Consider the following 24088-nt stretch of genomic DNA (forward strand, 5'->3'; position numbering starts at 1 on the left):
CCGAGTGGCGGGCAGGCCGGCCACGCCACCGGGGGAAATCATGGCTGAGGACAAAGGCGCGCGGGGCGAGATGGGTTTCTGGACCTGTACCGCCCTGGTGGTTGGCAACATGGTCGGCTCGGGGGTGTTTCTACTTCCCGCCAGCTTGACGCCCTATGGCGGGCTGAGCCTGATCGGCTGGCTGGTATCGAGTGTTGGTGCGGTGCTGCTGGCCCTGACGTTTTCGCGGCTGGCTCGGGTCAATCCGGCTGCCGGTGGGCCTTATGCCTACACTCGGGACGCCTTCGGCAGCTTCGCCGGCTACCTGTGTGCCTGGATCTATTGGATGGCCGCCTGGATCGGCAACGCCGCCATCTCGGTGACCCTGGTCGGCTACCTGCAGGTGTTCCTGCCGATTCTGCGCGACCCGGTCCTGGCCGTAACCACGGCGGTCGGTGCGATCTGGCTGTGCACCCTGATCAATCTGCGCGGTATCAGGTCCTTCGCCTACACGCAGAACATCCTCACCCTGCTCAAGCTGGTGCCGCTTTTGCTGGTCGGTCTGCTCGGCTGGTTCTTCTTCAATCCCGAGTATCTGCGCATTCCCGAGCCGGCCCAGTTGCCTGGCGGCGGCTACGCGCAGGCCATCGCCACCACGGCGGCGCTGACCCTGTGGTCGTTCATTGGCTTGGAGTCAGCCACCGTACCGGCCGAGCACGTGCGCGATCCGCGCCGCACCATTCCGCGTGCCACGCTGGTCGGCACCCTGGTGGCCGCCACCGTCTACATACTCTCCAACACGGCAGTGCAGGGCATCCTGCCGCCGGAAGTGCTGGCCCGTTCCAGTGCACCCTTCGCCGATGCGGCGCGGGTGATGCTCGGTGATTGGGGCTACTACTTCATCGCCGGCGGTGCGGTGGTTGCCTGCCTGGGTGCGCTCAACGGCTGGGTGTTGTTGCAGGGCCAGATTCCCATGGCGCCTGCCCGTGACGGCCTGTTGCCGGCGATCCTCGGCAGCACCAACAAGAACGGCGTGCCGGCCAACGGTATGCTGATCTCGGGCCTGCTGGTGACTCTGCTGGTGCTGGTGAATGGCCAGGGCGAGCTAGTCGAGGTGTTCAACGTGATCATTCTGCTCGGCACCATGGCCGGCGTGGTGCCCTATGTATTGTGCGCCGCGGCGCTGCTGCACCTGATGGCGGTGCGCCCAACCGACTTCGGCCGTCACGAGAACGGCCGGTTACTGTGGATCGGCTGCAGCGCCTTTCTCTATTCCATCTGGGCGCTGTATGGCACCGGCGAGCGGGCGATCTTCTGGGGCTTCCTGGTGATGATGGTCGGTATCCCGTTCTACACCTGGCGCCAGTGGCGCATCCGGGTGCAGGGAGAGTCCGTCACAACCAATAGCTGACCGCCCACCAGCCCAGGCCACCCATGACCACCGTGTAGGGCAGGGCCATCCACACCATGCGCCCGTAGGACAGCCGGATCAGCGGCGCGATCGACGAGGTGAGCAGGAAAAGGAAGGCCGCCTGACCATTGGGCGTGGCCACGCTGGGCAGATTGGTGCCGGTGTTGACGGCCACCGCCAGCGCCTCGAAATGCTCACGAGTCATGTTGCCGGCGAGGAAGGCCTGCTTGACCTCGGTGATGTAGATGGTGGCGACGAACACGTTGTCGCTGATCGCCGAGAGCAGCCCGTTGGCGATGAACAGCATGCCTGGCTGCTGCTCCGTGGGCAGCGCCAGCACCCATTGGATCAGCGGGGTGAACAGCTGCTGTTGCTGGATCACCGCGACCACGGCGAAGAAGGTCACCAGTAGTGCGGTGAACGGCAGTGCGTCCTGGAAGGCGCGACCGATACGGTGCTCGTCGCTGATACCGGAGAAGGCGGTGATCAGCACTATGACCGCCAGGCCGATCAGGCCGACCTCGGCCACATGCAGGGCCAATCCGATGATCAGCAGCACGGCCGCCAGGCCCTGGACCAGCAGCGCGGCACGCTGTTCTGTGGTGCGTTGGGCATCGCTGGCGCGGGCATGCTCGGCCAGCACCTGGCGTACGGCAGCCGGTAACTGGGCGCCATAGCCGAACCAGCCCAGGCGCTCCAGCAGCACACAGGTGGCCAGGCCGGCGGCCAATACCGGAAGGGATACCGGGGCCACGCGCAGGAAGAAATCGGCGAAGCTCCATCCCATTTCGTGGCCGATCAGCAGGTTCTGCGGCTCACCGACCAGGGTGCACACGCCGCCCAGGGCGGTGCCCACGGCACCATGCATCAGCAGGCTGCGCAGGAAGGCGCGGAACTGCTCCAGGTCCTCGCGGTGCAACTCGATCGCCTCGGCCTCCAGGGATTCCTCGTCCTGAGTGCCGCGGCCTGAAGCGACCCGGTGGTAGACGGAGAAGAAGCCCAGGGTCGCGCTAATGATCACCGCGGTGACGGTCAGGGCGTCGAGGAAGGCCGAGAGGAAGGCCGAGAGCAGGCAGAACAGCAGGGCCAGCAGCGCCTTGGAGCGCACACCGAGCAGCAGACGGGAGAACAGGAACAGCAGCAGATCCTTCATGAAGTAGATGCCGGCGACCATGAACATCAGCAGCAGGATCACCGGGAAGTTGTGCGCCAGTTCCTCGTAGAGAGCCTTCGGCGTGGCCAGGCCGAGCAGGATCGCCTGCAGCACCAGCAGTCCACCGGGCAGCAGCGGGTAGCACTTGAGCGCCATGCCGAGAGTGAAGATGAATTCGCCCACCAGCAGCCAGCCGGTCGCCACCGGACCGGCAGCCCACAACACCAGCGGATTGGCGAGCAGGAAGAAGAGAATGGTCAGCTTGTACCAGGACGGCGAGCTGCCGAGGAAGTTGTGCGCGAGGGCGCCGGCCAAGGATCGCTTCATCGGTGTCTGTCCCCTGAAGAAAAAGGACGAAGATTCCGGGTCAGTTCCAAAAAGATCAAGCGTTTAACGGATATAGTCAGAAATCTTCTTAGCTTTGCTAGCGTGTCCTGCGTCACAGTGGCCAGCATCGACTTTTGTTTCGTGCTTGTTATAGTGGGCCGATTGATTCCAAAACAACATATCTATGCGCGCTGCCGTGCGCCTTGCCCTTGAGGATGATCTGCGTGCCCGAATACAAAGCTTTCCGCGTCGAACTCGTCGACAAGATCGCCCATGTGCAGATCAACCGCCCGGAGAAGGTCAACGCGATGAACGTCGACTTCTGGGAGGAGATCATCGAGATCTTCCGCTGGGTCGATGAAACCGACGAGGCCCGCGTGGTGGTGCTCTCCGGTGCCGGCAAGCACTTCTCCTCGGGCATCGACCTGATGCTGCTGGCCCAGGCCGGCAGTGCCCTGGGCAAGGATGTCGGCCGTAACGCCGAAGCCCTGCGCCGCAAGATCCTGCAGCTGCAAGGCTCGTTCAACGCCGTCGACAACTGCCGCAAGCCGGTGCTGGCGGCCATCCAGGGTTACTGCTTGGGCGGCGCCATCGACCTGATCTCGGCCTGCGACATGCGCTACAGCACCCTGGATGCGCAGTTCTCCATCAAGGAGATCGACATGGGCATGGCTGCAGACGTCGGCACCCTGCAGCGCCTGCCGCGTATCATCGGCGACGGCATGATGCGCGAGCTGGCCTTCACCGGCCGCACCATCGACGGCAACGAGGCTCTGCGCATCAATCTGGTCAACCGCACCTACGCCAGCCAGGAAGAGCTGTTGGCCGGCGTGTTCGAGATCGCCCGCGAGATCGCCGCCAAGTCGCCGATTGCCATCCGCGGCACCAAACACATGATTCGCTACATGCGCGACCACCGGGTCGACGATGGCCTCGAGTACGTCGCCAATTGGAATGGCGCGATGTTGCAGTCTGCCGATCTGCGCGTGGCCATGGCTGCGCACATGAGCAAGCAGAAACCGGAATTCGCCGACTGAGAGGTTCATCAGACCCATGGTCACTGGAGCGACATCCCTGAGCTTGGTGCGTGACGAGTTGTTCACCACCATGGAAGAGACCGAACAGAGTCTCGAGCAGTTCATTGCCGAACGGAACAACGGCAGCCTGCTGCAGCAGGCCGTGGAAAACCTGCAGCAGGTGCGTGGCACCCTCAATCTGATCGAACTGGCCGGCGCCGAGCTGCTGGCCCAGGAAGTGCTGCAACAGGCCACCGATATTCCCGCCGGTGCCGGCGAGGAGCGCGACGGTCAGCTGGCGGCACTGAGCAACGCCCTCTACGTGCTGCGCCGCTATCTGGAAAACGTCGATGCCAGCCGCCAGGAAATGCCCGAGCTGCTGCTGCCGGCGATCAACGATCTGCGTCAAGCCGGTGCCCAGCCGCCGTTGCCGGAAAGCTTCTTCTTCAGCGTGCGTCTCGACCAGGCGCGTCCGGCCGGTGTGCCGCTGGCTGCCGCCAGTGCCGAAGATGCGCGCCGCCTGCGCCACATGTTCCAGGTCGGCTTGCTCGGCTTCATCCGCGAAGACAACCCGCAGGCCGGCCTCAAGCTGATGCTGCGCGCTTTGGGGCGACTGGACAGTCTGTTCGTCGACAAGCCGGCCGGTCGCCTGTACTGGGCCGGTGCCGCCGCCGTGGAATCGCAGCTGGACGGCCAGCTCCTGCCGCGCAAGTCGCGCAAGCAGCTGTTCTCGCGCCTGGATCGCGAGATCAAACAGGCCCTGGTTGCCAACGGCAGCTACGAGGCGCCGCGCAGTCTGCTCAAGGAGCTGCTCTATCTGGTGGCTCTGGCCGACAGCCGTGGCCCGCAGGCAAGTGCCGTGCGTGACGTGTTCGGCCTGACCCCGCTGCCGTTCACCGACCACCTGCTCGACGAGGAATACCAGCGCCTGTCCGGCCCCGGTCAGGGCGTGATGCGCTCCTTGTCCACCGCCATCCGCGAGGAGCTGGCCAGCGTCAAGGACCTGCTCGACCTGATCGAGCGCGGCACCGCCCAGCCGGACAGCTTCGGCAACCTGCACGCGCTGCTCGGCAAGCTGGCCAAGACGCTCAGCATGGTCGGCCTCAGCTCGGCGGCCAATGCGCTGCAGGTGCAGTTGCCGGTGGTCAATGGCTGGGGCGAGAACAGCCCCGCCGCCAATACCGACCTGCACAAGCTGGCCGAAGCGGTGCTCTATGTGGAGAGCATGGTCGCCAGCCTGGAGCGTGGCGAGCAGCGCAACCAGCGTCCGGCGCCGGTGCAGCCGGGTGACGAGGGCGAGGCCTTCGCCGCTCACCAGTTGGTCGAGGCCCGTATCGTGGTGGTCGACGAGGCGCAGGGCGGTCTTGCCTTGGCCAAGCGGGCGATCACCTCCTACCTGGAAGCCAATGGCGACAAGCTGCACCTGGCCAACGTGCCGTTCAGCCTGCAGGCGGTGCGCGGCGGCCTCTGGTTCCTCGGGCAGGAGCGTGCGGCCAAGCTGATCGGCCTGTGCGCCGACTACATCCAGACGCAGATGCTCGATGCCCGGCAGATGCCTTCCGAGCAGATGCTGGAAACCCTGGCCGATGCCCTCAGCAGCCTGGAGTACTACCTCGAAGGCGGCGCCGTGCTACGTCCCGAGACCACGCCGAGCGTGCTCGACCTGGCCGAGGAAAGCGTGCGTGCCCTTGGCCTGTCGGTAACTCCCTGATGGCTTCCGGCTGGCAGACTACGCCCCCGCTGGATAATGCCCAGGCCGGGGGCTGGGCGCTGGTGCGCAGCTCCCAGGGCTTCCTCGCCGACGGCAATGGCGTGCTGTTCCCCCGTGAATGGCTGAAGCGCCAGGACCTGCCCCTGCTGGCCGAACATGGCCTCGGTCATTTCGACGGCGAGCCGGTCTGGCTGCTGGCGCTGGATCGGCCGGCGGAGATGCCCGGCTGCTTCTGGCAGGGCCTGCGCCAGTTCATGCTGCAGGCCGACTATCCGACCTTCCGCATGCTCTCGTTCGCCGAGCAGGTCGGCCATTGGGATCTCAATCATCGCTTCTGCGGCCGTTGTGGCAGCCGCAATCGCCAGGTGCCGAGCGAGCGCTGCATGCGCTGCCCCGAGTGCGGCCTGGATAGTTACGCGCGGATCTCGCCGAGCATGATCGTGTTGGTCACCCGTGGCGACGAGGTGCTGCTGGCCCGTTCGCCGCGCTTCGTATCCGGGGTCTACAGTACCCTGGCCGGCTTCGTCGAGCCTGGCGAGTCGGCGGAGGAGTGCGTGGCCCGCGAGGTGCACGAGGAAGTCGGTATCGCAGTCGGCAACCTGCAGTACCTGGGCAGCCAGGCCTGGCCGTTTCCGCATTCCCTGATGCTTGGTTTCCACGCCGAATACGTCAGCGGCGAGATAGTGCCGCAGGCCGACGAGATCGAGGACGCCCGCTGGTTCCCCATCGACCAGCTGCCGCCGCTGCCGATGCACCGCTCCATCGCCCGCTACCTGATCGATCTCTATGTGGCCCGCCGCCTTGGCCGGCCGGAGCCACAGCTGCCGCGTTGAGGGTCAGCCCACGGCGTCGGTGAAGGTCAGGCGATTGCCGAAAGGATCACGCACGCTCATATCGCGGCTGCCCCAGGGCTGGGCCTCGATACCGGGCCGCGCGTAGCCATAGCCCTTCTGCTCCAGCTCTTGGTGGAAGGCGTCCAGGGCATCGGTCTCGATGCGCATCGCCGCGCCCGGACAGGCATCGCCATGGTGCTCGGACAGATGCAGTACGCAGTCGTCGCGGGAGACCTGCAGATACAGCGGCATGCCGGGGGCGAAGCGGTGCTCCCAGTCGACTCGAAAGCCCAAGTACTCCACATAGAATTCCCGTGCCTTGGCCTCGTCGAAGATGCGCAGGATCGGGGTGGTTTTGCTCAGCTGCATGACGACTCCTTAGAACCAGTGCTGCCAGGCCAGGCGCGCGGTCAGCGCCAGCACGACCAGGATGAATACCGGGCGAATGAACTTGGAGCCGCCGCTGATGGCCGTGCGTGCCCCGAAGAAGGCGCCGGCCATCAGTGCCAAGCCCATGCTGATACCAAGCAGCCAGGCGACCTGGCCGGCGATGATGAACACGCTCAAGGCCACGCCGTTGCTGACGAAGTTCATGCTGCGCGCCACGCCGCTGGCCCGCACCAGGTCCATGGGGTAGAGCAGCAGGGTGCTGACGGTCCAGAAGGCGCCAGTGCCGGGGCCGGCCACGCCATCGTAGAAGCCCAGCCCCAGGCCTTGCGGCCATTGGCGACCCTGGGCCACGGGCGCGTCCTGCTGGCCGTGGGTCTCCGGCGTCTTGCCGAACAGCAGGTACAGGCCGCAGCCGAATACCACTGCCGGCAGCATCTGGTTGAGCCAGGCGGCCGGCAGCCAGTGGGCGATGATCGCGCCGATCGCCGCGCCAATCGCCGTGGCGATCAGCGCGTTGCGCCATTGCCGCGGCGCGAACAGCTTGCGCCGGTAGAAGGTGTAGCTGGCGGTGGCCGAGCCGAATGTGGCGCACAGCTTGTTGGTACCCAGCACCAGATGCGGCGGCAGGCCGGCGGTGAGCAGGGCGGGAATGGTCAGCAGGCCGCCACCGCCGGCGATGGCGTCGATGAAACCGGCGGTGAAGGCGACGATGGCGAGGATCAGCAGGGTGGTCGGGTCGACTCCCAGCTCGAAGGGAAAGGGCATAAAAAACTCGAAGTGGGTTCAATTGTGCGGCGCCGTTGCTGGTTCGCCGCGCAGCTGCTGAGCATAATGCCGAGAAAAATTCGTATAAGGAATCATACGCATGCAGTACGACGGCCTGGCCTGGTTCACCGGCCTGCTGGCCCTGCTGGCGCTGTTCATCGCCGCCCGCATCCTGTTCGCCCCCAACTGGTTCCTCGCCTGGCTGCGCGGCACCGCCGGCCTGGCCTTCCTGGCCCTGGCGCTGCTGGTTGGCGTGGTCGCCTATGACCTGCGCAGCTACGACGCCCAGGTGCAGGACAAGCCGCTGGTGACCCTGAGTTTCGCCGCCGACGGCCCGCAGCGCTACCGGGTCAACCTGCTGGAAGGTGGCGAGGAGCGCGAGGTGACCCTGGAGGGCGACCTGTGGCAGCTGGACGCTCGCCTGCTGGGCTGGAAGGGCCTGGCCGCGCTGATCGGTCTGGAGCCCGGCTACCGCCTGGAGAAGCTCTCCGGCCGTTTCCTCGCCATCGAGCAGCAGCAGAGTGCCCGTCATGCCCAGGTGCAGCTGGCGCAGAGTCCCTATGGCATCGACCTGTGGCGCTGGCTGCGCCTGGGACAGCGCGACCTGTTCCTGTTCGATCCGCAGGCCGCGCGCGTTACCTACCTACCGATCGCAGACGGCGCCGCCTTCACCGTGAGCCTCAGCCCCACCGGACTGCTGGCCAGGCCGATGAACCAGGCCGCAGAGCAGGCGCTGAAGGACTGGCAGTAGGTCTTTCTAAGGCAAACAAAAAGGGACCCTCGGGTCCCTTTTTTCATGTCCGGCGAATCCTCAGGAGAGGAAGCCGCCGTCCACGTTCAGCGCCACGCCGGTGGTGTAGCTGGAGGCATCGCTGGCCAGGTACAGCACGGTGCCGGCCATCTCGCTCGGAGCGGCCACACGCTTGAGCGGAATGCGCTGCAGGGCGACGTTGAGGATGGCGTCGTTCTTGGTCAGGGCCGAGGCGAACTTGGTGTCGGTCAGGCCCGGCAGCAGGGCATTGCAACGGATGCCGAACTGCGCGCATTCCTTGGCGAAGACCTTGGTCATGCTGATCACGGCGGCCTTGGTCACCGAGTAGATGCCCTGGAACTCGCCCGGCGAAACTCCGTTGATCGAGGCGACGTTGATGATCGAGCCACCACCGTTGGCCTTCATCAGCTTGCCGCCTTCGATGGACATGAAGTAGTAGCCGCGGATGTTGACGTCGACGGTCTTCTGGAAGGCGCCCAGGTCGGTGTCCAGCACGTTGCAGAACTGCGGGTTGGTGGCGGCGTTGTTGACCAGGATGTCGAGGCGGCCGAACTGCTCGCGGATAAAGGCGAACACATTGCTGATCTGTTCCATCTCGCCGATGTGGCAGGCGATGGCGGTGGCCTTGCCGCCGTCGGCGACGATGGCGTCGGCGACCTTTTGGCAATCGTCGATCTTGCGGCTCGAGACGATCACGTGGGCGCCTTGCTGGGCCAGCAGTTTGGCGATGGCCTCACCGATGCCGCGGCTGGCGCCGGAGACGAAAGCGATCTTGCCGTCGAGGTCGAACAGGTTGGTCTTGGACATTGCGAGTACCTTGTCTGAGCCGGGTTACAGGGTGGATTTCTTGATGACCTGCAGGGCAGCCTGCTCCAGCAGCTTGTTCATCATGATGAACTGGGCGAAGCGCTTGTCCTTGGTCTGGCCATGGAAGAAGCGGTAGTAGATCTGCTGCACGATGCCGGCCAGGCGGAACAGGCCGTAGCAGTAGTAGAAGTCGAAGTTGTCGATCTGGATGCCGGCGCGCTGGGCGTAGTAGTCGACGAATTCCTGGCGGCTCAGCATCCCCGGGGCGTTGCTCGGCTGGCGGCGCATCAGCTGCATGGGCTGAGGGTCGGCGGCTTCGATCCAGTAGGCGAGGGTGTTGCCCAGGTCCATCAGCGGGTCGCCGATGGTGGTCAGTTCCCAGTCCAGCACACCGATGATCTGCATCGGGTTGGCCGGGTCGAGGATCACGTTGTCGAAGCGGTAGTCGTTGTGCACGATGCCCGGCTTGTGGTGGTCTGCTGGCATCTTATCGCGCAGCCAGGCCTTGACTGGCTCCCAGGTCGGGGCGTCGGGAGTCAGGGCTTTCTCGTAGCGATCACTCCAGCCTTCGATCTGGCGCTTCACATAGCCTTCCGGCTTGCCCAGGTCGGCCAGGCCGCAGGCCTGATAGTCGACGTTGTGCAGGTCGACCAGCTTGTCGATGAAGCTCTTGCACAGGGCGTTGGTCTGCTCGGCGCTGAAGTTCAGCTCGGCCGGCATGTCGCTGCGCAGGATGATGCCCTTGACCCGCTGCATCACGTAGAACTCGGCACCGATCACCGACTCGTCGGTGCAGTGCACGTAGGCCTTCGGGCAGTACGGGAAGCCGGCGTTGAGCTGGTTGAGGATGCGGTACTCGCGACCCATGTCGTGGGCCGACTTGGCCTTGTGGCCGAACGGCGGGCGACGCAGGACGAATTCCTGCTCGGGGTACTCCAGCAGGTAGGTCAGGTTCGAGGCGCCGCCGGGGAACTGGCTGATACGCGGCGTACCGGTGAGACCGGGGATGTGCGCCTTCAGGTACGGGTCGATCTGCGCGGCATCGAGCTCTTCGCCTTCGCGGATGCCGGTGGACTGGTCTGTCAGCGTCATGCTTATCCCTTCTGATGATGATGGGTGCCACTAATCATTGGCTAATCTAATGTTGCCCGCGGGCCCTAACAAGCAAAGCACAGCGTTATAGATGTGGCTGTTGGTTGTCGATCAAGGGGCCTGATTGCCTCGCGATGCTCGACGGCAGGCGAAAAAAAACCGGAGCCCTAGGACTCCGGTTTTCTGCGTTCTGCGGCGTATGCCCGAGGGCTTATACCGGGAACAGCTCGGCCAGTTTCATGGCCAGCATCATGTCGCCTTCGGCGCGCAGTTTGCCGCCCATGAAGGCCTGCATGCCGTCGGTTTCGCCGCTGGCGATACCGGCCAGGGTGGCGCTGTCCATGATCAGGGTGACGTTGGCATTGGCATTGTCGCCCTGTTGCACGTCGCAGGTGCCGTCCTTGACGATCAGCGCGTAGTTCTCACCGTCTTCGATGTTGAACTGGAACACCAGGTCCAGGCCGGCGGCAGCGCTGGCGTTGAACTTGGACTTCATGGTGTTGATGGTGTCGGCAACGGAGCTCATGGTTTCATCCTTTTTTATCAAGGGTTACTGACGGCCTTATACGGGCCGCTGTGGGCCGGACTCAGCGATAGGTGATGAGTTCCGGGGCCTTCAACAGCTCCAAATGCACACGGCTGTTGAAGGAAGCCAGGGTCGCCTCGCTGCCGCGGAACTGCAGGCGCGAGAGCGAAGTATTGACGATCTGCCAGTTGAGTTCGAAGGCCTTGTCGGCCGGTACACCGGTCAGCAGGTGGAGCAGGGCGGTGATGGTGCCGCCGGAGGTGAACACGGCGATATTGTGGCCGCGCTCGGCGCGCTCCAGCAGACGTTGCAGGCCGCCCTGCACGGTATCGACGAAGCCCTGCCAGCTGGCATGCTCGGGTTGGTCGTACTCGCCGCTGACCCAGCGCCGGATGATGCGGGCGAACAGATGCTGGAAGGCGGCGCGGTTGTCCTTGGGATTACGCATGATGGCCAGGGCATCCGGCTCATCCGGCAGCATGGCCGGCAGCAGGTTGCGGATCACCGCCTCGGCATCGAATTCGTTGAAGGCCGGGTCGATCTCCAGCTCCGGAGCGTGCAAACCCGCGGCCACGCAGCGTTGCATGGCGGCGGTGGCGGTGTGCTGCTGACGGCGCAGGCTGCCGCTCAGGCAGCGATCGAGGCTGATGCCGAGCTGGGCGAGATGGTCGCCGAGTACTTCGGCCTGACGCACGCCGAGCGGTGACAGCACGTCGTAATCGTCTGCACCGAATGAGGCCTGGCCATGTCGTATCAGGTAGATGCTGCCCACTTCCCAGTCGATCCCGGCGGGTTGAAGTTTCGCGAGGGTAGGGCCGGAGTTAGGCCTCTGTCAACGAAAAAACATACGCTTGTTTGAATTCGCCAGAGACGACCGACGCGCGGCTCGTCGCGATTGGCCGGCAGCTGCTCGCGCCGGTATGCTGGGGGCTGGCGGGTGCCTGGCTTGGGCCCTGGGACAGGATAGACGAGGGGGAACCTGTGGAGTTTCTGTTGGATTATGCGGACTTTCTGCTCCGCACCCTGACTGTGGTGGTCGCGATCATAGTGGTGCTGCTGACCATCGCCGCGCTGCGTGGCAAGGGGCGCGGCAAGAGCGGTGGCCAGTTGCAGGTGCACAAGCTCAACGATTTCTACAAGGCGCTGCGCGAGCGTCTGGAACACGAGCTGCTGGACAAGGCGCAGCTCAAGGCCCAGCGCAAGGCCGAAGCCAAGCAGGCCAAACAACAGAAGAAGGATGGCGGCCACAAGCCGCGGGTGTTCGTGCTCGATTTCGATGGTGACATCAAGGCCTCGGCTACCGACAACCTGCGCCATGAAGTCACCGCGCTGCTGAGCCTGGCCACTGCCCAGGATGAAGTGGTGCTGCGCCTGGAAAGCGGCGGCGGCATGGTGCATGGCTACGGCCTGGCCTCCTCGCAGCTGGCGCGCATCCGCCAGGCCGGCGTGCCGCTCACCGTGTGCGTGGACAAGGTCGCCGCCAGTGGCGGTTACATGATGGCTTGTATCGGCGACAAGGTGCTGTCCGCGCCATTCGCCATCCTCGGTTCCATCGGCGTGGTGGCGCAGCTGCCCAACATCCATCGCCTGCTGAAGAAGCACGACATCGACGTCGAGCTGCTCACCGCCGGCGAGTTCAAGCGCACCCTCACCGTGCTCGGCGAGAACACCGAGAAGGGGCGGGAGAAGTTCCAGGAAGACCTGGAGACCACCCACGAGCTGTTCAAGAATTTCGTGGCCCGCTATCGCTCGCAGTTGAATATCGACGAGATCGCCACCGGCGAGGTCTGGCTGGGTATCGCCGCGCTGGAAAAGCGCCTGGTCGATGAGCTCAAGACCAGCGACGAATACCTGGCCGAGCGCGCCCGCGAGGCCGAGCTGTTCCATCTGCACTTCGCCGAGAAGAAGAGCCTGCCGGAGCGTTTCGGCCTGGCTGCCAGCGTCACGCTGGACCGCCTGCTGCTGAGCTGGTGGAGTCGTCTCAATCAACAACGGTTCTGGTAAGGAGCTTGGCATGAGCCAGTTCAAGGCATTGCTGGTCAGCGAGGAAAACGGCGCCTTCGTGCCCAAGGTGGTCGAGCGCGCGGTCGCCGAGCTGCCGGCCGGCGAGGTGCTGATTCGCGTGCAGTATTCCTCGCTCAACTACAAGGACGCCCTGTCCGCCAGCGGCAACCGCGGCGTGACCAAGGCCTTCCCGCACACCCCGGGTATCGACGCCGCCGGTGTGGTGGCCGAGTCCTCGGCGAGCGAGTTCGCCGCCGGCGACGAGGTGATCGTCACCGGCTACGACCTGGGCATGAACACCGCCGGCGGTTTCGGCCAGTACATCCGCGTGCCGGCCGCCTGGGTGATCAAGCGTCCCAAGGGCTTGTCGCTGCGTGAGGCCATGCTGCTCGGCACTGCCGGCCTGACTGCCGCGCTGTGCGTGGACAAGCTGGAGCAGGCCGGCCTGACGCCGGCCGCCGGCCCGGTGCTGGTGACCGGCGCCACCGGTGGCGTCGGGAGCATCGCCGTCGCATTGCTGGCACGCCTCGGCTACAACGTTGCGGCGTCCACCGGCAAGGCCGGGCAGGGCGAGTTCCTGCGCCAGCTCGGCGCGCAGCAGATCGTGCCGCGTGAGGAGCTTCAGGACGGCAGCGAGAAGATGATGCTCAAGGAGCGTTGGGCCGGTGCGGTGGATACGGTCGGCGGCGACATCCTGTTCAACGTGGTCAAGTCGCTGCGCTACGGCGCCAGCGCGGCCTGCTGCGGTCTGACCGCCGGCATGGGCTTCAAGGGCAGCGTGGCGCCCTTCATCCTGCGCGGGGTCAACCTGCTGGGTGTGGATTCGGTGGAGCTGCCACTGGTGGTCAAGGCCTCCATGTGGGACAGGCTGTCCCTGCAATGGAAGCTCGGCAACCTGGAAAGCCTGGCCGAGGAAGTCAGCCTGGAGCAGCTGCCCAAGGCCATCGAGCAGATTCTCGCTGGCCAGATGGTCGGCCGGGTGCTGGTCAATCTCGGCTGATAGGTCGAGCAGTAGAAAGGGCCCGGCAATGCCGGGCCTTTTCGTTGTTACGCCTGGCTGACGTACATGGTGATCTCGGCGCGGAACACCGGAGTGTCGTCGACATAAGCTACTACCGGTACCTTTACATCTCCGGTCTGGCTCCAGTCGATGGCACTGCCGTCGGCCACCGCACGTACGTCGCCCTTAGCCTTGGCCAGGTATTCCACCGTCATGCCGCGCGGAATCCAGCGGCAACCGGTGGGGATGGAGGCGTCGGTCATGGTGCCGGCAGCTAGTTCGGCGGCGTTGCACAGGGCAATGGCGTGCACGGTGCCGAGGTGGTTGAGCACTTCGCGGCGCTTGGGGAAGGTCACTTCGGCGTAGCCCGGGCGCAGCTCGACGAACTGCGGGGCGATGCTGGCGAAGTAGGGGGCGACCTGGCCGATCATGGCGCTGAACTGCACGGGGCCGGCCTGCTTGTACATCTGCATCATCTGACTCATGGGGTGCTCCTGAAATGGATGGCATTGAAGAGAAGCGCGCGCCGAGGCAGTATACGAATATCAGAATTTAATTCTAGAACTTTATTCTAATTCAACAAGGAAGCCTCATGGCTCGCCGTTCCCGCAAAGACGAAATCCTCCAGGCCGCCCTGGCCTGTTTCACCGAAAACGGCGTGGATGCCACCACCATCGAGATGATTCGCGACCGTTCCGGCGCGAGCATCGGCAGCCTCTACCATCACTTCGGCAACAAGGAACGCATCATCGGCGCGCTCTACCTGGCCGGCACCGCCGAGTACGCCGCCTTGCTGGACGAGGGCTTCGCCACAGCCGACAGCGCCGAGGCCTGCGTCAGGCTGCTGGTCACCAGCTATATCGACTGGGTGGTTGCAAATCCGGACTGGGCACGCTTCGTCCTGCACAGCCGCGGACGGGTCGAGGCTAGCGAAATGGGCGAGCAGCTACGCGAAGCCAATCGCGTGCACTACCAGCGCATCCTCGATGCCCTGGCCGGATACCGCCAGGAGGGGTTGTTCAAGGCCATGCCGGCGGACTGCTTCGGCTCGGTGATCATCGGCCCGACCCACGACTTCGCCCGTAACTGGCTGGCCGGACGTACCCATACCCAGCTGGCGGATTGCCGAGAGCTGCTGGCCAGCGTGGCCTGGGAATCGGTGAAGGCCTGAAACGAAAAAGCCCCGCAGAGCGGGGCTTTTTCATGGGGCCGGATCAGGCGCGGCGGCGGAACAGCGGCAGCGGCTGGTCGGTGGAGGCCTGGTAGACCTCGCCGAACTCCTCGAAGGCCTTCAGCGCATCGACCGGGTCCTTGTCCGCCCGCAGGGCGAAGGCGTCGAAGCCCACGCGCTGGTAGGAGAACAGCTGGTCACGCAGCACGTCGCCGATGGCGCGCAGCTCGCCCTTGTAGCCGTAACGGTTGCGCAGCAGATAGGCGCTGGAGCAGTGGCGGCCGTCGGTGAAGGCGGGGAAGTTGAGGGCGATCACCTGGAAGCTGTCCAGCTGATCGACGATCTCCTCGATTTCCTCGCCGGCTTCCAGCCATACGCCCAGGCCGCCGTCGCGGGCCTTGAGGGCGTGAGCGTGCTCGCGCCACAGGGCCAGCGGCACGATCAGGTCGTCGCTATTGCTGATGGTTTCGAGGGTGGCGTCGGCCGGCAGCAGGTGCCAGGTCTCGTCCAGAATCTGGCCGTTCTTAATGATTCGCTGCATAGACGCGCTCCTTGAACGGGTCGATTCCGACACGGCGGAAGGTGTCGAGGAAGGTTTCTTCTTCGGTGCGCTTCTCGACATAGACCTTGATCAGCTTGTCGATCACGTCGGCCATCTGCTCCTGGGCGAAGGAGGGGCCGAGGATCTGCGCCAGGCTGGCCTCACGGCCGGCGCTGCCGCCGAGGGACACCTGGTAGAACTCCTGACCTTTCTTGTCCACGCCGAGGATGCCGATGTGGCCGACGTGGTGGTGGCCGCAGGCGTTCATGCAACCGGAAATGTTCAGGTCGATGTCGCCGATGTCGAACAGGTAGTCCAGATCGTCGAAGCGCCGCTGGATGGCCTCGGCTACCGGAATCGACTTGGCGTTGGCCAGGGAGCAGAAGTCGCCGCCCGGGCAGCAGATGATATCGGTCAGCAGGCCCACGTTCGGCGTGGCGAAGCCCAGCTCGCGCAGCTCGCCCCACAGGGTGAACAGCTGCTGCTGCTCGACGTCGGCGAGGATGATGTTCTGGTTATGGCTGTTGCGCACCTCGCCAAAGCTGTAGCGGTCGGCCAGGTCGGCGATAGCGTCCAGCTGCTTATCGGTGACATCGCCCGGCGCCACGCCGGTGGGTTTCAGCGACAGGGTCACGGCGACGTAGCCCGGCTTCTTGTGGGCGAAGGTGTTGCGCTGGCGCCAGCGAGCGAAGCCTGGGTGCTGGGCGTCGAGGGTGGCCAGCTCGGCGGCCTGGTCGGCCAGCTCGCGGTAGGCCGGGTCGACGAAGTGGGCGGAAACGCGGGCCACTTCGGCCTCGGTCAATGTGGTCGGGCCATCCTTGAGGTGAACGAACTCGGCCTCGACCTTCTCGGCGAAGACTTCCGGAGTCAGCGCCTTGACCAGGATCTTGATGCGCGCCTTGTACTTGTTGTCACGACGGCCATAGCGGTTGTACACGCGCAGGATGGCGTCGAGGTAACTGAGCAGATGCTGCCACGGCAGGAACTCGTTGATGAAACTGCCCACTATGGGAGTCCGCCCCAGGCCGCCGCCGACGGAGACACGGAAGCCCAGCTCGCCGGCTTCGTTCTGCACCGCTTCCAGGCCGATGTCGTGCACCTCGATGGCGGCGCGGTCGCTCACGGCGCCGCTGACGGCGATCTTGAACTTGCGTGGCAGGTGGGTGAACTCGGGGTGGAAGGTCGACCACTGACGGATGATCTCGCACCAGGGGCGCGGGTCGACGATCTCGTCCTTGGCCACACCGGCGAACTGGTCGGTGGTGGTGTTGCGGATGCAGTTGCCGCTGGTCTGGATCGCGTGCATCTGCACGGTCGCCAGCTCGGCCAGGATGTCCGGCACGTCTTCCAGTTCCGGCCAGTTGAACTGCACGTTCTGGCGGGTACTGATATGCGCGTAACCCTTGTCGTAGTCGCGAGCGATCTTGGCCATCATGCGTACCTGCCTGGACGACAGCAGGCCATAGGGCACGGCGACGCGCAGCATCGGCGCGAAGCGCTGGATGTACAGGCCGTTCTGCAGGCGCAGGGGGCGGAACTCTTCACCGGAGAGTTCGCCGGCCAGGTAGCGGCGGGTCTGGTCGCGGAACTGCTTGACGCGGTCCTCGACGATCCGCTGATCGTACTCGTCGTATACGTACATAGGGGTCCTGTGGGTCAGGCTACTGCTTCATCAGGCAGAAATGGGCATTTTCGCGCGCACGGTAAACGCGCTCTTTATCAGGGCCGAGCAAAGATATCAGTTCGTGAATATTCGAAAAAATGAAGTTTCCATATAAGTACATAGCTAAAGTAGATAAGCGAGCCGACTTGAGAGCGCAGCGCTGCTGGTCTTAACTGTTGGAAACCCATAACCACAACAACGGGGGCACCATGACCGAGCAAACCACTGCAGACGAAAAGGACAGCGTTGTCGACGCCTGGGCCATCTTCGCCCTGATCCTGCTGGCGGTAAGCACCGCAGTTTTCTGGGTCAGCCATCAGTAGGCAGCGCTGTGAGGAAGGGGCCAGCCGCGGGAAACCGGCGCTGGCCTTTTTTTATGGCTCGGCATGACTAATGGTGGCACCTGGCCATAAAGTGCTCTGTATAATGCGCCGCGATAAGCCGAATCCGGATTCATGATCGTGTTCCCGCGTGCCTTTCTGCTCCTCTGGCTGAGTTTCGTTTGCCTCTCGGCCCAGGCCACCTCGGTGGTCTTCCTCAATCCGGGATATTCCCACGAGCGCTTCTGGGTCAATTACAGCCTTTATATGCAAGATGCGGCCGACGACCTCGGCATGCAGCTGGAGGTGGTCTATGGCGAGCGTAATGCCGAGACCATTCTGCAGAACGCCCGTGCGCTGCTGGAGCGTCCGCAGAAGCCGGATTACGTGCTGTTCGTCAACGAGCAGTATCTGGGGCCTGAGATTTTGCGCCTGCTGGCCGACAGCGGCATTCGCCTGTTCGCCCTGCACAGCACCCTGACCGAGGAACAGCAGCAGAGGGTCGGTGGCTCGCGTGACCAGTACCGCAACTGGATCGGCAGCCTGGTCGCCAACGACGAAGAGGCTGGCTACCTGATGGCCAAGGCCTTGCTGAAGCAGGCCCAGGACGGTAGCGAACTGGTGGCCTTTTCCGGAGTGAAGAACACCCCCTCGGCCACCCTGCGCGAGGCGGGGCTGCATCGGGCGCTGGCGGAGCATCCACAGGTGCGCCTGCACCAGCTGCTCTACGGCGAGTGGCGCCAGCAGCGCGCCTACGAACAGGCAAAGGCGCTACTGCCGCGTTATCCGGGCGTGGAGATGATCTGGTCGGCCAACGACGAGATGGCCTTCGGTGCCATGCAGGCGGCGCAGGAGCTGGGCCGGCAGTTGCGCTATACGGCGCTGAACAATTCGCAGAGCGCGCTGCAGGCGCACATGGACGGCAAGTTCGCGGCGCTGGCCACCGGACATTTCATCCTCGGCGGCTGCGCCCTGGTAATGCTCCACGATCATGCCGCAGGGCTGGACTTCGCCGAGCGTGGCGGCAAGGACCAGATGGCCCGGCTGCTGCGCCTGGTCGATGCGCAGCAGGCGACGAAGCTGCAGGCTCGTCTCAAGCGCTCCGACCTAGGCCTGGACTTCAAGCGCTTCAGCGCCACCCGCGATCCGGCCATGCAGGCCTATTCGTTCTCCATCGACGAGTTGCTGCGTTAAACCCCGGCAAGGTGCAGCACCAGCTGTACCAGGGCGAACAGCACCAGCACGAAGATCGAGGTGAACAGCACGCCGAGCAGGATGAAGTGGCTCGGCTTGCCGCGGCTGAAGTCGCGTGCGCGGTTCTTGCCGCTCTGCACGCCGAAGGCGGCGGCCAGCACGCTCTGCAGCATCTCGCGGAAGGTCAGCGGCTTGTCGTTGTCCTGGTCGTCCATGGTGGTCTCCCCAAGGTTTTGCCTTAGAGGTTAGTCCGCTCCGGTTCGACCGCCAGATTCAGCGCGCCACTGCGCAGCAGCTCGGTGGCCAGTTCGATGAAGGCGCTAGTCGCCGGCGAGGCCTGGCGCCGGTCGGGTAGGGCCAGGCCGACCCGGCGCGGCACGGCGGGCCGCAATGGCCTGATGCAGTAGCGACCCGCGCCGCCATCCGGTACCGACAGCTCCGCCACCACCGTTACCGCGTCGCCCCTGGCGACGGTGTCGAGCGTGCTGATCAACTGGCTGCAGCGATAGCGGATGTCGGGCTGCAGGCGAGCACCGCGGAACAGGTTGTCGACCAGTTCGGACGAGCCGGCCTCGGTCAGCACGAAGGGCTGTCCGCACAACTGTTCCAGGGCAACGGACGCTTGTGCGGCCAGCGGGTGTTCGGCGGGCAGTACGGCGACCAACTGGTCCTCGAACAGCGGCACGCTGTCGAAGCGTGGTTCTGGCAGCACCACGAAGCCGATATCGACCCTGCGCTCCTGCAGCCATTGCACGACCTGGCGATCCGGCCCCTCGTCGACCAGCACTTCTATATCGGGATAGGCCTGGCGGAAGTGCCGCAGGATCAGCGGCAGCAGACGCATCGAGGCGCTCGGGCCGAAGGAGCCGATGCGCAGGGTGCCGAGCTTCATGCCGCGCGCGGCAGCGGCTTCCTGGCGCATGGTCTCGGCCAGGCCGAGCATGGCGCGGGCCCTTTGCAGCAGATGTTGGCCGATGTCGCTCAGTTCCACCCGGGCCTGATGACGGTGCAACAGCGCCACATCCAGCTCCTGTTCCAGCGCCCTGATTGCGTGGGACACCGCCGACTGGCTGATGCCCAGGCGTGCCGCCGCGCTGGTGAAGCCGCCGAGTTCGGCGACCACGGCGAAGATGTGCAACTGGGTGAGGGTCATGTGCGGGCTGCCATCATGAGTTTTCACTCATTTTACTATTAGCCTGGATTAGCTGGATGCTGGCCGAAACAGGAACCAATGGGCATCTGGCATGTGGGTCTATGTGAAGTTGGTGGCGGTGGCGATGATCTGGGGCGGCACCTTCGTCGCCGGACGTTACCTGGCGGGCGCCATGGAGCCGCTGCTGGCCGCCAGCATGCGCTTTGTCATCGCCAGCCTGACGTTGGGGTTGGTGCTGCCTTTCAGCGGAGCCCCCTGGCCGAGGCCTTCACTACGGCAATGGTGTCAGCTGGCGCTGCTCGGCGGCTGCGGCATCTTTCTGTACAACCTGTGCTTCTTCTTCGGCCTGCAGCACACCAGCGCCTCGCGGGCTGCGCTGATCGTTGCGCTGAATCCGGCGCTGATCGCACTGGCGGGTTTCTGCTTCTACGGCGAGCGTCTGACACCGTTGCGGCTGCTAGGTATCGGCCTTTGCCTGCTGGGAGCCGGGCTGGTGATACTCGGGCGCGAAGGCTCGCTGGTCGATGGCGCCTGGTGGGGCGACCTGCTGATCCTCGGCTGCGTGCTGAGCTGGGTGATCTACAGCGTGTTCTCCCGCGGGCTGTCCCAGGCACTGGGGCCGCTGCACACGGTCAGCTATTCGATCTGGCTAGGCACCCTGATGTTGTGCGCCACCACCTGGGCCCTGATGCCCGGCGCCTGGGCGCTGCCAACCGGCGGTCAGTGGCTGAGCCTGTTCTACCTCGGTGCTATCGGTTCGGCGCTGGCCTACCTCTGGTACTACGACGGCATCCGCCAGATCGGTGCAACCCGCTCCGGCGTATTCATCGCCCTCAATCCGCTGACCGCCGTACTGTTCGGTGCGCTGCTGCTGGATGAGCGCCTGACCCTTCAGATTTGCATCGGCGGGGCGCTGGCGATTGCCGGCATCTACCTTTGCAATCGCCTGCCGCGCCCGGCTTAGAGCTCCGCGTCCAGAGCCTGTACCCGTTTGCGTTCCAGTTCGTCGAAACGGCTGGCCTGCAGCTCGGCGACGGCGCTCTGCAACTCGCTGTCACTGAGCCCGGCGTCGCGCAGGCGATTGCGCTCGCTGGTGTAGTCGGCCAGGCGCTGCTTCCAGGCGGCCTGCTGGCGATCCAGCTCAGCCAAGGCGTTGGCGGCCTCGCTGCCCAGCGCCTGCTCGCGTACCTGACGGATTTCCTCGGCGCTGGCGCCGCGCTCCAGCATGGCCTGGGTGGTTGCATACAGCTCGCCCTGACGGGTGCTGGCGGCCCGGGTCTCGCGAACTTCCTCGGGTAGCTGCAGCTCCAGCTCGGCCACGGCCTGCTGGCGCTGTTCTTCGCTCAGGCCGCTCTGCTGGCCCAGCGCCAGGCGCTGCACCATGTACTCGTTCTCGGCGTTCTCGTTGGCGAAGAACAGCGCATATTCCTCGGCGCTGAAATACTGCTGGCGCGTCGCGTTGAGCGCGTCGAGACGCTGGCGCAGGGCTCCGGCATCCATCGAGCTATCGGCTTCGGGCAGGTTCTGCAGGGCGATGCGGTAGTCCACGTAACGGCTCAGCAGGTCACGCGCCTGGTCCAGGGCGTTGCCCTTCAGCTGCGCGGCCAGGTCCTGGTGGATGCGGGTCAGCACCTTGTCCAGGCCTTCCTCTTCGCGGCCGGCCAGGTAGAACTCGAACAGGTGCAGCAGGTCGGGTTGCAGCACCAGGTTGCCCTGGGCATCGGCGCGCAGGGTCACGCCGTGGCGGGTGCCCTGCAGCGAAGGCGGCAGCGGGCCCGCGTCGACCAGGGCGGCGGCAGGTGTCTGGCGCAGCTGTCGATTGAGCGCGATGGCCTGCTGGCTGCGCTCGTCGCTCGGCGGCGCGACGGCGAGCGGAGCGGATTCTGTGGGGGGGACGGAATGTGCGGTAGGGATGGATTGCGGGCGATACAGCAGCAAAGTGCCGCCGACTATCACCGCGCCCGTGGCCAGTGCGGCCAGGATGATTCTGCTGGACATAGAACGCTCCTCGCGACGGGCATGGTGCTGTGCGCACCATGCCCGTCCACGGATTACAGGCCGAGGTTCTTCAGGCGGTTGGCCTGGGTCTGGTACACGGTTTTCGGATTGGTCTCGAACAGCGACACCAGTCCAAAGACCTGGTTGGTGATGTCCAGGTGGTTCATGAAGTAGTTGTCCTTCAGCACCTTGCCAAAGTGGCTGGAGCAACGACCGGTGACACCGTCGTTGGCTTCGCTCAAGCCGAAGGCGAAGTAGGTGACGCCGAACAGCGGGTCGGAGATATCCAGCACGTTGGTCAGCGGCGCCGTGCCACTCATGGAGTAGAGACGGATGCTGTTGCCGTTCAGGCTGACGGTCTCAGGGCCTTCGCCGCAGGTAGTGGTGGGCACGCCGGCAGGGAAGCGCTGGTTGTTGGCCGTGGCGCCCGGCTTGTTGAATTCGGCGAGCATGGCGCGCACATCCGACGGGCTCTTCTTGTTGTTCGACAGCAGGTTGACCAGATTGCCTACAGCGTTGGCGAACACGTCGAAGGCCACGCCCTGCAGGCTGCCGGGTGGGGCAACGCCGGTGACCAGGTCGGCCAGCGGCGAACCCTTATGCGGCGAGTTGAGGGTGGTCACCGAGGCCACCAGGTCGGGGCGGGTGTTCATCACGTAGCGAGTGGTGAGACCACCCTGGCTGTGGCCGATCAGATTGAACTTCTTCACCGTGCCGCCCGAGCTGGCGCGGATCTGCTCGAGCTGGGCGATCAGCGATTCGCCGCGCTTGGCCGAGCTGTCGAAGGCATTGATCTTTGGTACGTGGACCTTGGCACCCTGACTCTGCAGGGCGCTGGGGATCTGGTACCAGTAATCGATGCCGGCGATGGTGTCGAAGGCGAAAATGCCGGGTACGAGGACGATGGGGTGCTTGGTCTGCGACTGGGTGTTGGCCAGGGCAGGGAGGGTCGCGCACAGGCCGAGGGCGGCCAGCGCTGGGATGAGCAGCTTCTTCATGGTGGGGTACCTGTGTGTTCGTTTTTTGTTTTTGTATCTCCGCACACAGCAGCGGAGGTGGCGGCCATGAAAACACCCGGACATTGGGTCGGCTTGTAAGAACTGATGAAATCAACCCGGTGGTACGAAAATAATTGCGACGGCGTTGGCAGATGGACTTTCATCGTTCGCTTTTCTGTGGTTACCCTGCCGCCCACAAGAACAACAAGAACAGGGCGAACACGTCCATGCACCCGAGCGAAGCCCCGGTCCTGCTGTATTTGTGGGACAAGCGAACTTTCTCCCTCAACCTCTTTCCCGAGCCCCTGCAGCTGTCGCAGGCCGCGGCCATGTTGTTGGTGGCCCTCGACGGCGACCTGCTGATCCGTTGTCGCAGCGATGCATTGCGTTGCCGTAGCGCCCTGTTGCCGGCAGGGCTGGAGCTGAGCGTCGACAGTGGTAGCTCACGGGTAGCGATCTGCTACCTGGATGTGTTCGGCGAGGACCATGCCCTGCTGGCACCGCGCATGGCTACGCGATGTGGGCCGCTGCACATCGGCCTGGAAGACGAGGCGGCCTGCATCACCTGCTTCGACGAATTGCACCGGCGCAGTGCCGAACCCCCCGAGGTCTATGACTGCCTGGAAAGGCTGATCAACCCACACCAGGAATCTCCGCCCGGCTTTGTCAGCGACCCGCGTATCGCCCGCGCCATCGAGCTGATCAAGACCGACGTGTCGTGCAACCAGTCCATCGAATTCCTTGCCGAGCAGGTAGGCCTGTCGGTACCGCGCCTGACCCAGTTGTTCCGCCAGAAGATCGGCGTGCCCATCCGCCGTTATCGCCAGTGGCACCGGCTGTTCGTCACCAGCGTGGGCGTGGCGCGCGGCCTCAACCTGACCGACGCGGCGATGGCGGCCGGCTTCACCGACTCGGCACATTTCAGCCACACCTTTCGTACCATCATTGGCATGAGCCCATCCGCCGTGCTGGCCCATCCACGCGGCATTCGCCTGTTCGCTGGATAGTGTTTTGTCAGGGCCATCCTTACAGGAGGATCGGCTTACTAAAAACTTACAAACGGTTCTTCACATAGCACTACGCCATCAAGTAGATTGCCGGCCCGTTTTAAGTCTATGCAAGTAACTGCAGATGTTAGACAACACCCAAGGATCGGGTCCCACGCCCGAGGTCGATACGGGCCTAGCGTGCTTGGTGATGCTGGCGCGCTTTCACAATGTGGCCGCTTCGTCCGAGCAGTTGGCCCATGAGTTCGCCGAAGATG

General features: G+C 64.5%; 26 protein-coding genes. 12 read left to right on the plus strand and 14 right to left on the minus strand.

Annotated features, from left to right (window positions below; genetic code table 11):
- Positions 1 to 40 precede the first annotated feature (40 nt).
- Positions 41 to 1390: an amino acid permease gene (locus tag IB232_RS22620; protein WP_192400798.1), complete on the plus strand. Its 1350-nt coding sequence runs from the start codon at positions 41 to 43 to the stop codon at positions 1388 to 1390.
- On the opposite strand, the gene nhaB is transcribed toward IB232_RS22620, so the two are convergent.
- Positions 1374 to 2870 (minus strand): sodium/proton antiporter NhaB, encoded by a 1497-nt coding sequence (gene nhaB, locus IB232_RS22625; protein ID WP_192400799.1) that lies wholly within the window; start codon positions 2868 to 2870, stop codon positions 1374 to 1376. The genes IB232_RS22620 and nhaB overlap by 17 nt on opposite strands.
- A gap of 224 nt (positions 2871 to 3094) precedes the next feature.
- Here nhaB and IB232_RS22630 point away from each other — a divergent pair, with 224 nt between their 5' ends.
- Genes IB232_RS22630 through nudC form a run of 3 tightly spaced genes read left to right on the plus strand, consistent with a single transcriptional unit; the run spans position 3095 to position 6430 of the window.
- Positions 3095 to 3907 carry a crotonase/enoyl-CoA hydratase family protein gene (locus IB232_RS22630; protein ID WP_192400800.1) on the plus strand — a complete coding sequence of 271 codons (813 nt, stop codon included), beginning with the start codon at positions 3095 to 3097 and terminating at the stop codon, positions 3905 to 3907.
- 16 nt (positions 3908 to 3923) lie between these two features.
- A complete protein-coding gene (locus IB232_RS22635) occupies positions 3924 to 5597 on the plus strand; it encodes a ferrous iron transporter B (protein WP_192400801.1) in 1674 nt (557 codons plus the stop codon).
- The gene (gene nudC / locus IB232_RS22640) at positions 5597 to 6430 is read left to right on the plus strand and encodes an NAD(+) diphosphatase (protein ID WP_192400802.1); all 834 of its coding nucleotides are present in this window, start codon (positions 5597 to 5599) and stop codon (positions 6428 to 6430) included. The genes IB232_RS22635 and nudC overlap by 1 nt, the downstream gene beginning before the upstream one ends.
- Before the next feature lie 3 nt (positions 6431 to 6433).
- Here the strand turns inward: nudC and IB232_RS22645 are convergent, their stop codons facing one another.
- Complete coding sequence (locus IB232_RS22645) at positions 6434 to 6799, minus strand: glyoxalase superfamily protein (protein ID WP_192400803.1); 366 nt, start codon at positions 6797 to 6799, stop codon at positions 6434 to 6436.
- A gap of 9 nt (positions 6800 to 6808) precedes the next feature.
- A complete protein-coding gene (locus tag IB232_RS22650; protein WP_192400804.1) occupies positions 6809 to 7585 on the minus strand; it encodes a TSUP family transporter in 777 nt (258 codons plus the stop codon).
- Positions 7586 to 7685: 100 nt separating this feature from the next.
- Here IB232_RS22650 and IB232_RS22655 point away from each other — a divergent pair, with 100 nt between their 5' ends.
- The gene (locus IB232_RS22655) at positions 7686 to 8336 is read left to right on the plus strand and encodes a hypothetical protein (protein ID WP_192400805.1); all 651 of its coding nucleotides are present in this window, start codon (positions 7686 to 7688) and stop codon (positions 8334 to 8336) included.
- Positions 8337 to 8396: 60 nt separating this feature from the next.
- Here the strand turns inward: IB232_RS22655 and IB232_RS22660 are convergent, their stop codons facing one another.
- The 4 genes from IB232_RS22660 to IB232_RS22675 form a co-directional block, all read right to left on the minus strand.
- On the minus strand, positions 8397 to 9164 hold the full coding sequence (locus IB232_RS22660; protein ID WP_192400806.1) for an SDR family oxidoreductase: 768 nt from the start codon (positions 9162 to 9164) through the stop codon (positions 8397 to 8399).
- Between the two features lie 24 nt (positions 9165 to 9188).
- Positions 9189 to 10256: a phosphotransferase family protein gene (locus IB232_RS22665; RefSeq protein ID WP_192400807.1), complete on the minus strand. Its 1068-nt coding sequence runs from the start codon at positions 10254 to 10256 to the stop codon at positions 9189 to 9191.
- Between the two features lie 211 nt (positions 10257 to 10467).
- Positions 10468 to 10782, minus strand: a complete 315-nt coding sequence (locus IB232_RS22670; RefSeq protein WP_137972692.1) for an SCP2 sterol-binding domain-containing protein — start codon at positions 10780 to 10782, stop codon at positions 10468 to 10470.
- Between the two features lie 61 nt (positions 10783 to 10843).
- Entirely contained in the window at positions 10844 to 11554 is a 711-nt protein-coding gene (locus IB232_RS22675) for a histidine phosphatase family protein (protein WP_192400808.1), read from the minus strand.
- Positions 11555 to 11763: 209 nt separating this feature from the next.
- Between IB232_RS22675 and sohB the strand changes: the two genes are divergently transcribed.
- Together sohB and IB232_RS22685 are read left to right on the plus strand one after the other, a co-directional pair.
- Positions 11764 to 12786, plus strand: a complete 1023-nt coding sequence (gene sohB, locus IB232_RS22680) for a protease SohB (protein WP_192400809.1) — start codon at positions 11764 to 11766, stop codon at positions 12784 to 12786.
- A gap of 10 nt (positions 12787 to 12796) precedes the next feature.
- The gene (locus IB232_RS22685; protein WP_192400810.1) at positions 12797 to 13786 is read left to right on the plus strand and encodes a YhdH/YhfP family quinone oxidoreductase; all 990 of its coding nucleotides are present in this window, start codon (positions 12797 to 12799) and stop codon (positions 13784 to 13786) included.
- A 47-nt stretch (positions 13787 to 13833) separates the two neighbouring features.
- On the opposite strand, the gene IB232_RS22690 is transcribed toward IB232_RS22685, so the two are convergent.
- Positions 13834 to 14271, minus strand: a complete 438-nt coding sequence (locus tag IB232_RS22690) for a hotdog fold domain-containing protein (RefSeq protein WP_192400811.1) — start codon at positions 14269 to 14271, stop codon at positions 13834 to 13836.
- A 107-nt stretch (positions 14272 to 14378) separates the two neighbouring features.
- Between IB232_RS22690 and IB232_RS22695 the strand changes: the two genes are divergently transcribed.
- The gene (locus IB232_RS22695; protein ID WP_192400812.1) at positions 14379 to 14957 is read left to right on the plus strand and encodes a TetR/AcrR family transcriptional regulator; all 579 of its coding nucleotides are present in this window, start codon (positions 14379 to 14381) and stop codon (positions 14955 to 14957) included.
- Between the two features lie 43 nt (positions 14958 to 15000).
- Here IB232_RS22695 and IB232_RS22700 read toward each other — a convergent pair whose 3' ends face one another.
- Entirely contained in the window at positions 15001 to 15498 is a 498-nt protein-coding gene (locus IB232_RS22700) for a DUF934 domain-containing protein (RefSeq protein ID WP_192400813.1), read from the minus strand.
- Positions 15482 to 17140, minus strand: coding sequence for a nitrite/sulfite reductase (locus IB232_RS22705; RefSeq protein ID WP_192400814.1), 1659 nt, complete (start codon positions 17138 to 17140; stop codon positions 15482 to 15484). The genes IB232_RS22700 and IB232_RS22705 overlap by 17 nt, the downstream gene beginning before the upstream one ends.
- A 476-nt stretch (positions 17141 to 17616) precedes the next feature.
- Here IB232_RS22705 and IB232_RS22710 point away from each other — a divergent pair, with 476 nt between their 5' ends.
- Positions 17617 to 18675, plus strand: coding sequence for an ABC transporter substrate-binding protein (locus IB232_RS22710; RefSeq protein ID WP_192400815.1), 1059 nt, complete (start codon positions 17617 to 17619; stop codon positions 18673 to 18675).
- Here the strand turns inward: IB232_RS22710 and IB232_RS22715 are convergent.
- The gene (locus IB232_RS22715; RefSeq protein WP_192400816.1) at positions 18672 to 18890 is read right to left on the minus strand and encodes a DUF2970 domain-containing protein; all 219 of its coding nucleotides are present in this window, start codon (positions 18888 to 18890) and stop codon (positions 18672 to 18674) included. The genes IB232_RS22710 and IB232_RS22715 overlap by 4 nt on opposite strands.
- A 23-nt stretch (positions 18891 to 18913) precedes the next feature.
- The gene (locus IB232_RS22720) at positions 18914 to 19828 is read right to left on the minus strand and encodes a LysR family transcriptional regulator (protein WP_192400822.1); all 915 of its coding nucleotides are present in this window, start codon (positions 19826 to 19828) and stop codon (positions 18914 to 18916) included.
- 91 nt (positions 19829 to 19919) lie between these two features.
- On the opposite strand from IB232_RS22720, the gene IB232_RS22725 reads away from it, so the two are divergent.
- Positions 19920 to 20792, plus strand: a complete 873-nt coding sequence (locus IB232_RS22725; RefSeq protein WP_192400817.1) for a DMT family transporter — start codon at positions 19920 to 19922, stop codon at positions 20790 to 20792.
- On the opposite strand, the gene IB232_RS22730 is transcribed toward IB232_RS22725, so the two are convergent.
- Both IB232_RS22730 and IB232_RS22735 read right to left on the minus strand, forming a co-directional pair.
- Positions 20789 to 21826: a lipase secretion chaperone gene (locus IB232_RS22730; protein ID WP_192400818.1), complete on the minus strand. Its 1038-nt coding sequence runs from the start codon at positions 21824 to 21826 to the stop codon at positions 20789 to 20791. The genes IB232_RS22725 and IB232_RS22730 overlap by 4 nt on opposite strands.
- 53 nt (positions 21827 to 21879) lie before the next feature.
- Entirely contained in the window at positions 21880 to 22824 is a 945-nt protein-coding gene (locus IB232_RS22735; protein ID WP_192400819.1) for a lipase family alpha/beta hydrolase, read from the minus strand.
- 227 nt (positions 22825 to 23051) lie between these two features.
- On the opposite strand from IB232_RS22735, the gene IB232_RS22740 reads away from it, so the two are divergent.
- Positions 23052 to 23831: an AraC family transcriptional regulator gene (locus tag IB232_RS22740; RefSeq protein WP_192400820.1), complete on the plus strand. Its 780-nt coding sequence runs from the start codon at positions 23052 to 23054 to the stop codon at positions 23829 to 23831.
- Between the two features lie 124 nt (positions 23832 to 23955).
- A partial coding sequence (locus tag IB232_RS22745; RefSeq protein ID WP_192400821.1) for a cysteine peptidase family C39 domain-containing protein occupies positions 23956 to 24088 on the plus strand: 133 nt, incomplete at its 3' end.

It is taken from the genome of Pseudomonas sp. PDM15 (assembly GCF_014851565.1).
Taxonomy (GTDB): domain Bacteria; phylum Pseudomonadota; class Gammaproteobacteria; order Pseudomonadales; family Pseudomonadaceae; genus Aquipseudomonas.

Coding starts and splice junctions, on each gene's coding strand:
- IB232_RS22710 (WP_192400815.1), top strand. CDS start 17,617: ATGATCGTGTTCCCGCGTGCCTTTCTGCTCCTCTGGCTGAGTTTCGTT.
- IB232_RS22670 (WP_137972692.1), bottom strand. CDS start 10,782: ATGAGCTCCGTTGCCGACACCATCAACACCATGAAGTCCAAGTTCAAC.
- IB232_RS22730 (WP_192400818.1), bottom strand. CDS start 21,826: ATGTCCAGCAGAATCATCCTGGCCGCACTGGCCACGGGCGCGGTGATA.
- IB232_RS22705 (WP_192400814.1), bottom strand. CDS start 17,140: ATGTACGTATACGACGAGTACGATCAGCGGATCGTCGAGGACCGCGTC.
- IB232_RS22660 (WP_192400806.1), bottom strand. CDS start 9,164: ATGTCCAAGACCAACCTGTTCGACCTCGACGGCAAGATCGCTTTCGTC.
- IB232_RS22665 (WP_192400807.1), bottom strand. CDS start 10,256: ATGACGCTGACAGACCAGTCCACCGGCATCCGCGAAGGCGAAGAGCTC.
- IB232_RS22620 (WP_192400798.1), top strand. CDS start 41: ATGGCTGAGGACAAAGGCGCGCGGGGCGAGATGGGTTTCTGGACCTGT.
- IB232_RS22725 (WP_192400817.1), top strand. CDS start 19,920: ATGTGGGTCTATGTGAAGTTGGTGGCGGTGGCGATGATCTGGGGCGGC.
- nhaB (WP_192400799.1), bottom strand. CDS start 2,870: ATGAAGCGATCCTTGGCCGGCGCCCTCGCGCACAACTTCCTCGGCAGC.
- IB232_RS22650 (WP_192400804.1), bottom strand. CDS start 7,585: ATGCCCTTTCCCTTCGAGCTGGGAGTCGACCCGACCACCCTGCTGATC.
- IB232_RS22735 (WP_192400819.1), bottom strand. CDS start 22,824: ATGAAGAAGCTGCTCATCCCAGCGCTGGCCGCCCTCGGCCTGTGCGCG.
- IB232_RS22715 (WP_192400816.1), bottom strand. CDS start 18,890: ATGGACGACCAGGACAACGACAAGCCGCTGACCTTCCGCGAGATGCTG.
- IB232_RS22645 (WP_192400803.1), bottom strand. CDS start 6,799: ATGCAGCTGAGCAAAACCACCCCGATCCTGCGCATCTTCGACGAGGCC.
- nudC (WP_192400802.1), top strand. CDS start 5,597: ATGGCTTCCGGCTGGCAGACTACGCCCCCGCTGGATAATGCCCAGGCC.
- IB232_RS22695 (WP_192400812.1), top strand. CDS start 14,379: ATGGCTCGCCGTTCCCGCAAAGACGAAATCCTCCAGGCCGCCCTGGCC.
- IB232_RS22720 (WP_192400822.1), bottom strand. CDS start 19,828: ATGACCCTCACCCAGTTGCACATCTTCGCCGTGGTCGCCGAACTCGGC.
- IB232_RS22635 (WP_192400801.1), top strand. CDS start 3,924: ATGGTCACTGGAGCGACATCCCTGAGCTTGGTGCGTGACGAGTTGTTC.
- IB232_RS22700 (WP_192400813.1), bottom strand. CDS start 15,498: ATGCAGCGAATCATTAAGAACGGCCAGATTCTGGACGAGACCTGGCAC.
- IB232_RS22690 (WP_192400811.1), bottom strand. CDS start 14,271: ATGAGTCAGATGATGCAGATGTACAAGCAGGCCGGCCCCGTGCAGTTC.
- IB232_RS22740 (WP_192400820.1), top strand. CDS start 23,052: ATGCACCCGAGCGAAGCCCCGGTCCTGCTGTATTTGTGGGACAAGCGA.
- IB232_RS22685 (WP_192400810.1), top strand. CDS start 12,797: ATGAGCCAGTTCAAGGCATTGCTGGTCAGCGAGGAAAACGGCGCCTTC.
- IB232_RS22655 (WP_192400805.1), top strand. CDS start 7,686: ATGCAGTACGACGGCCTGGCCTGGTTCACCGGCCTGCTGGCCCTGCTG.